The following is a 6,550-nucleotide window of genomic DNA, read 5'->3' on the forward strand; positions in this document are numbered from 1 at the left end:
ACACTTCCCCTCTTTATTACCCTTTACACCCCAACTTCTTCTTAATTGTAAATTATTTAATATTGATTATACAGTAAACATAATCATTTGGCAACATGTTTTTCAAAAATTCATCTAACAAATTTCCGCTAGATTTTCACATATTTTCGTGACAAAATTACGCTTGTACGATATAATACAGTGTAATAGCGTAATACAGTTATTCTGCGACAAAATAAGACACAATAAGGAGAGAAAAACCATGCACATTCCAGAGAACTATCTCAGTCCCGGCACCTGCGCGGTACTGACCGCGGCTATGGCACCTGTCTGGTACATGAGCCTGCAAAAAGTAAAAAAGGAGCTGCCGCCGGAAAAGCTGCCCCTTCTGGGAGTTGCTGCCGCCTTTTCCTTTCTCGCCATGATGTTCAACATCCCACTGCCGGGAGGCACCACGGGGCACGCCGTAGGAGGTACGCTGATCGCCCTGCTTTTCGGCCCTTACGCCGCCTGCCTGTCCGTCAGCGTGGCGCTAATCGTGCAGGCGGTATTCTTCGGGGACGGAGGTATCCTTGCCATCGGCGCCAACTGCTTCAACATGGCGTTCCTGCTGCCCTTTACAGGCTACTATGCCTTCAGCTTGCTGAAAAAGTGCTTCACCACTGGCACTATGCTGCCTGTTTGTGCCGCAGGAGCAGGCTTCCTGGGCATCAATGCAGCAGCCCTGGCCGCCGCCATAGAGTTCGGCATCCAGCCCCTGCTGTTCACCAATGAGCTGGGGCAGGCTTTGTACTGCCCGTATCCCCTTTCCATCTCCATTCCTGCTATGATGGCAGGACATCTGACTATCTTCGGTCTTGCCGAGGCGGTGTTCACAGGGACTATGCTGGCATATCTTACCAAGGCAGCACCGGCATTTTCCAGTGCCGCAGACAGGTATGCTGACAAGAAAATCGGTGCTTCCCTCACTGCCCTGCTGGCGCTCATTATCCTCTGTCCTCTTGGCCTCATTGCCGAAGGCACTGCCTGGGGCGAATGGGGCCCGGAGGAAATGGCTGCACTGACGGAGAGCAGTGCGCCTCTCGGCTATACACCTGAGGGCATGCTGACAGGCTTCAGCCTGGATGTGCTCTTTCCTGACTACGCCATCAGTGGCCTGCCTGACGCCTTTGCCTATATTCTTTCGGCTATCATCGGCACAGCCCTGCTGGTCATCACCTTCAAGCTCTGGGGCTCCTTCGCCACCCTGAAATAAGCACCTCTAAAGCCCCTGGGATAAACACAAAAAACACCCTGAAATAACCAGCAATGAACAGCAATGAGCAAAAATATCATTCTGCTCCCCCGCCCCTTCACCCTTATGACCTGAATTAACCACAATGCGAGGGGATATTGCCATGCAGCTGCCTGACTGGCTAAAAAAAGAAGAACAATATAATCCTGACCAGGACCGTGATTATTTTATTTCCCGGTCCTTTTTGCGTATCACAGGAATCCTGGCAAGATACGAATCTGCCCCTCCCTTCCTGCCGGACAAGCTCTGCCCTTCCCCCATGGCAGCCATGCTATTCCTGCTTCTGCTGCTCCTGCTCATTGTCACCAGCAGCCAGCCCTATTTTCTCTATACCGTAGCGGCCCTGCTGCTGGCCCTTCTCGCCCTGCAGGATGGCCGCCGTATCAGCCGCCTGTTGCTGCCGTCACTGCTGGCAGCCCTGTTCTCCCTGTTCATCCTGCTGCCTGCTATTCTCATGACCACCAATCCCCTCACCCTGCTGCTGCCGGTCAAGACCTTCCTCACCGTGCTGGCATCCGGCATCTTCACCGGCCTTTACCCCTGGAACAGGATTACTGCCGCCATCAGCTGGTTCCATGTCCCCCAGCTGGCCATCTTCATCCTGGACACCGCCCTCAGATATATCTACCTGCTGGGCAGCCTCTCCCGGGAGTTCCTGACAGCCCTGCAGCTGCGCTCCATAGGCCAAAACCGCCAAAAGTCATGGGCCATGGCAGGCGTTGTGGGCAATCTTTTCCTCAAGTCCCAGGAAATGTCCCAGGAAATGTATCACGCCATGCAGTGCCGCGGCTTCACCGGCACCTATCCCCACAGCCACCAGCGGGCATGGCAGCCTGCCGATATAGTGCTTTTATTGACTGCAACAGCCCTGCTTTTCATTTACCTGAGATTGGAGATGCTCTTATGAAAAACACACCAAATAATATAACAGACAGTACAGCAGGCTGCACACCTGTCATAGAGCTGCAAGATATTACCTTCAGCTATCTGCCGGAGCAGCCCCTTCTGCAGGATTTCAACCTCAAAGTAAATGCCGGTGACGCCCTGCAGCTGACAGGTGCCAACGGCTGCGGCAAGACCACCCTCATCAGGCTGCTGAACGGCATCGCCTTCCCTGACAGGGGCACATACCTCTTTATGGGGGAGCCGGTCACGAGGCAAAGGCTGGCAGACAGTGCCTACGCCAAATGGTTTCACCAAAAAATCGGCTATGTATGGCAGAATCCCGATGCCCAGCTCTTTTGCAGCAGCGTGGAGGAAGAAATCGCCTTCGGCCCTGCCCAGATGGGGCTGTCTCCGGCAGAAATCCGCCAGCGGACAGATGATACCCTGGCACTTCTCCATATAGAGCACTTACGCCATCGTGCCCCCTACACCCTCAGCGGCGGCGAAAAGAAAAAGACCGCCATCGGCACCATCCTGGCCATCAATCCCCAGATATGGGTGCTGGACGAGCCCATGAACGACCTGGATGCCACAGCCCAGCTGTGGCTTGCCGACCTTCTGTACAGCCTGCAAAAAGCTGGCAAAACCATCATCTTTACATCTCACGAGCAGCAGCTGGCCGCCACCCTCCATGCAACCAAAAAAGACTTAGCCTGACCAGAGGCTAAGCCTTTTTACAATTTTACAAATTTGCATTCATTCAGGCAGCTGTTTCCATTTAGGCACTCCGCCCCGGCTATCTCAATGGATGCTGACAGCCCGGAACACGCTGGTATCAGCCCGATGCCGCGACTTGGAATACTCAAAGGGCCTGCCATCACTGAGAAAAGCCACCTGCGCCACCTGCAGCACCGGCAGCACGCCCTCAATCCGCAAGAACTCCTTCTCCTCCTCCGTAGGCATATCGGCGCTGACTGTGCGGTGGGCAGACTGGATTTGCAGCTTCAGGGTATTCTCGATATGGTTGTAGATGGAGTTCATCAGCACCTCCTGCTTGATGCCGGGGATCACCTCGATAGGCATCTGGGTGTACTCCACATTCTCAGGCCTGCCGTCCAGATAGCGGATACGGATGATATCATACACAAAATCCTCCGTGGAAATCTTCAGCTTCTCCGCAACCTCCGGGCTAGGATGCACTATCTCGAATTTCTTCACATCGGTGCTGACCTGATGGCCCTGATGGGTATTGCTGAAGCCGCCAAACTGGCCGCACATGCCCACATTCTCCACATCCTCCTCCTGCACCCCTTTCACGAAGGTGCCGGAGCCCCGGCGCTTCACTACCAGCCCCTGCTTCACCAGCTCATCCACGGCACGCTTCACCGTAATGCGGCTGACACCGTACTGGGCACACATTTCCTTTTCCAGTGCCAGCTGGCTGCCAGGCTCATACTTGCCGCTGGCAATATCATTATAAATATCCCGTGCAATCTGTTCATACTTATTCATACAGCGTTACCCCTTATCTATATATTTGCAATACTTACCACAATGTATTCGCATAGCTTTCTTTTAGACATTATATCACAAAACAACATATTTTCATATACATATATCACATTTTTTCTAAACAAAAGATATGTTATCTAAAATAAAGATATGTTTTTTATTCCGCTGACAGAAAAAGCCTGCTTGGGGGAGCAGGCCTTCTCTGCGTGCAGCAGCCCTGCCAGCCAGCCCAGGGGACAGGACAGCAAAGCCACCGCACAGGGTACGAATATAAATTTAAAGAAACTAGAGGGACATTAGTACAGAGTCACCTGCACCAACTATCAAAAACCATTATTCTCGCTGAGGCTCTTGAACCACACGCCAGATTTTTTAATGGTTTTCTTCTGAGTTGCCAAATCGTCTACGGCAATCAGGCCATAGCGATTCTTGTAGGCATTCATCCAGGACCAGCAATCAATCGGTGTCCACAGATGATAGCCAAAGCAGTTAGCACCTTCCTCAATGCCCTTGTGGAGCCACTCAAGATGCTCCTTGATAAAGTCAATGCGATAATCGTCATCAATTACCCCATCGGCATTGCGGAACTTTGCCTCGCCCTCAACGCCCATGCCATTCTCGGAAATATACCACGGAATGTTGCCATAGTTGTCACGGACATTGATAGCAATATCATAAATAGCCTTCGGATAAATCTCCCAGCCACGATGTGGGTTAATCCTTGCCTCAGGCCACTCGTAATCCTCAAAATGCTTCTCCGGCAGCCACCCAAGGGACTCATCCAGCGCAGTCTCCCTTGCCTTGGCCCGGGCAGGATGATAGTAGTTTACACCCAGGTAATCCACGGTATTATTTCTGATGATTTCCAGCTCCTCCGGCTCAGACTCCCAGATAACGCCGTCATCGGTAAGAATCTTCACCAGCTCAGCCGGGAACTCGCCCTTTACAGCCGGGTCCAGAAAAGCATTGTTCTTGAAAATCTCGGCAAAATGGGCAGCTGCCACATCCTCAGGGCTCTCAGAGCGAGGGTAAGCAGGGGTCAGGTTGATGACAATGCCAATCCTGCCATCCTTGATGCCTTCCTTCTCGCAATACTCGTGATAAGCCTGCACGCCCTTGGCAGAAGCCAAATTAATATTGTAGACAATCTGCACGGCAGCCTTGCCGTCCACCTTCAATGGATAGTGGAACTTGTAGAGATAGCCGCCCTCAGGAATAACCATCGGCTCGTTGAAGGTAATCCAGTCCTTTACCCTGTCGCCGAAAAGCTCATAGCACTTCCTGGCGAAGATAACAAACAAATCCACTACCTTCTTGGACTCCCAGCCGCCGTACTGGTGCAGGAGCTCCACCGGTATATCGAAATGAACCAGGTTCATGACCGGACGGATGCCCTTGGCAATGAACTCGTCAATAACTTCATTGTAAAAACGCACTGCGTCAGCATCCACCTCGCCTGTCTCAAAATCCTTCATCAGGCGGGACCACTGAATGGAAGTACGCACGGAATTCAGCCCTACCTGCCTCATGAGGTCAATATCCTCACGGAAGCTGTTGTAAAAATTGGATGCCACGTTAGGGCCTACCTTGTCAAAAAAGGCATCCGGGTCAGTATCATACCAATAATCAAAAATGTTGCGATGTGCCTTGTTGAAACGGCCTTCGGACTGTGGGCCGGAAGTAGCCGCCCCCCACCAAAAATTCTCTGGAAACTTGTACTGCATAAAAATCCCTCGTCTTTATAAAATGCTTCTTTAATTGCTTCTAAAACTAACAATGCTTTAACTAACAATGCTTCAGCTAATGCTTAATGCTTCTTTTAAAATGGCACGGCCGTCCTTAGCCAGCCGTGCCACCTGTTCACACCCGTCCCTTACTTCTGGGACAGCTTCTCATACATATCTACCATCAGGGAAGCCATATCCCTCACAGCCAAAGCGGTCATAAAATGATCCTGGGCATGGATCAGGAGAACGGACTTCTCAACCTCCTGGCCATCGCACTCAGCAGAAATCAAATCAGTCTGCATCTGATGCGCCTCGCCGATTTCCTTGCCACCGGCAGCAATCTGCTCACGAGCCTTGGCAATATCGCCATCCTTGAACAAATCCCTCAGGGCATTAATCACCAGGGCACGGCCATTACCGGAATAGGTAATGATTTCCATAGACTGCTCTACAACCTTCTCGTCCATAAATTAAGCTTCCTCCTCGTCATATTCGTCCTTGACCTTGTTACCGGCAATGACGAACGGTGCATAAATCGCAATATCAACCAGCAGCCATACTACCTGCAAAAGACCGCCCATGATGGAGCCGGTACCGATGGTGCCGCCAAAGAACAGAGGCATGGTCCAAGGCACTACATACTTGAAGATTGGCACCAGGCCGATAGAAATTGCTACATAACCAATTACAGTGTTTACCAATGGAACCAGTACATAAGGAACCAGCAGCAAAGGATTCAGAACGATTGGCAGGCCGAAAGCGATTGGCTCCTGAATGTTGAAGAACATTGCCGGGGCACCCAGCTTGGCTACTGCTCTCCAGCTATCCTTCTTAGAGAAGATCAGGATGGCAATAACAAGACCCATGATGTGCATCAGTCCAGCCTCAAAGAAGCCGTTGCTGAAGATATAGCTGGCATCACCAGCCTGGTTGGCCAGCTGTGCAGGCATGTAAACCATGTTCTGAATAGCCGCAGTAACGTTGTGGCCATGAATACCGAACCACCAGAAGAACCATACAATAGCCTGTTGAATTACTCCCTCCTAACGCCTAGGCGTTTGAGGAGGGAGATTCCCACTTCTACGAGAACAGCCTTCTGCCTTGGCAAAAGGACTTACACACTCTCCGTGGGCGTTAATTTCCGTAATTCCTA

At 51.4% G+C, this 6,550-nt stretch carries 7 protein-coding genes; 3 read left to right on the forward strand and 4 right to left on the reverse strand.

What is annotated here, in order from left to right; all coding sequences use genetic code 11:
- The first annotated feature begins 241 nt into the window (after positions 1-241).
- From cbiM to FYJ84_RS09285, 3 genes are all read left to right on the forward strand, one after another.
- Positions 242-1,234, forward strand: a complete 993-nt coding sequence (gene cbiM, locus FYJ84_RS09275; RefSeq protein ID WP_154407325.1) for a cobalt transporter CbiM — start codon at positions 242-244, stop codon at positions 1,232-1,234.
- Between the two features lie 142 nt (positions 1,235-1,376).
- A complete protein-coding gene (locus FYJ84_RS09280) occupies positions 1,377-2,180 on the forward strand; it encodes an energy-coupling factor transporter transmembrane component T (protein ID WP_205764180.1) in 804 nt (267 codons plus the stop codon).
- On the forward strand, positions 2,177-2,875 hold the full coding sequence (locus FYJ84_RS09285) for an energy-coupling factor ABC transporter ATP-binding protein (protein WP_154407327.1): 699 nt from the start codon (positions 2,177-2,179) through the stop codon (positions 2,873-2,875). Before FYJ84_RS09280 ends, FYJ84_RS09285 begins: the two co-directional genes overlap by 4 nt.
- 84 nt (positions 2,876-2,959) lie before the next feature.
- On the opposite strand, the gene FYJ84_RS09290 is transcribed toward FYJ84_RS09285, so the two are convergent.
- The 4 genes from FYJ84_RS09290 to FYJ84_RS09305 form a co-directional block, all read right to left on the reverse strand.
- Positions 2,960-3,670 carry a GntR family transcriptional regulator gene (locus FYJ84_RS09290; protein WP_154407328.1) on the reverse strand — a complete coding sequence of 237 codons (711 nt, stop codon included), beginning with the start codon at positions 3,668-3,670 and terminating at the stop codon, positions 2,960-2,962.
- 323 nt (positions 3,671-3,993) lie between these two features.
- A complete protein-coding gene (locus FYJ84_RS09295; protein WP_154407329.1) occupies positions 3,994-5,394 on the reverse strand; it encodes a glycoside hydrolase family 1 protein in 1,401 nt (466 codons plus the stop codon).
- A gap of 149 nt (positions 5,395-5,543) precedes the next feature.
- Positions 5,544-5,864, reverse strand: a complete 321-nt coding sequence (locus FYJ84_RS09300; RefSeq protein WP_154407330.1) for a PTS lactose/cellobiose transporter subunit IIA — start codon at positions 5,862-5,864, stop codon at positions 5,544-5,546.
- A gap of 3 nt (positions 5,865-5,867) precedes the next feature.
- Positions 5,868-6,431 carry a PTS transporter subunit EIIC gene (locus FYJ84_RS09305; RefSeq protein ID WP_328596367.1) on the reverse strand — a complete coding sequence of 188 codons (564 nt, stop codon included), beginning with the start codon at positions 6,429-6,431 and terminating at the stop codon, positions 5,868-5,870.
- Between the last annotated feature and the right edge of the window lie 119 nt (positions 6,432-6,550).

The organism is Anaerovibrio slackiae (genome assembly GCF_009695585.1).
Taxonomy (GTDB): Bacteria; Bacillota; Negativicutes; order Selenomonadales; family Selenomonadaceae; genus Anaerovibrio; species Anaerovibrio slackiae.

Excerpts from the sequence above, each read along its gene's own strand:
- cbiM (WP_154407325.1), top strand. The coding sequence starts at position 242 with ATGCACATTCCAGAGAACTATCTCAGTCCCGGCACCTGCGCGGTACTG.
- FYJ84_RS09280 (WP_205764180.1), top strand. The coding sequence starts at position 1,377 with ATGCAGCTGCCTGACTGGCTAAAAAAAGAAGAACAATATAATCCTGAC.
- FYJ84_RS09285 (WP_154407327.1), top strand. The coding sequence starts at position 2,177 with ATGAAAAACACACCAAATAATATAACAGACAGTACAGCAGGCTGCACA.
- FYJ84_RS09290 (WP_154407328.1), bottom strand. The coding sequence starts at position 3,670 with ATGAATAAGTATGAACAGATTGCACGGGATATTTATAATGATATTGCC.
- FYJ84_RS09295 (WP_154407329.1), bottom strand. The coding sequence starts at position 5,394 with ATGCAGTACAAGTTTCCAGAGAATTTTTGGTGGGGGGCGGCTACTTCC.
- FYJ84_RS09300 (WP_154407330.1), bottom strand. The coding sequence starts at position 5,864 with ATGGACGAGAAGGTTGTAGAGCAGTCTATGGAAATCATTACCTATTCC.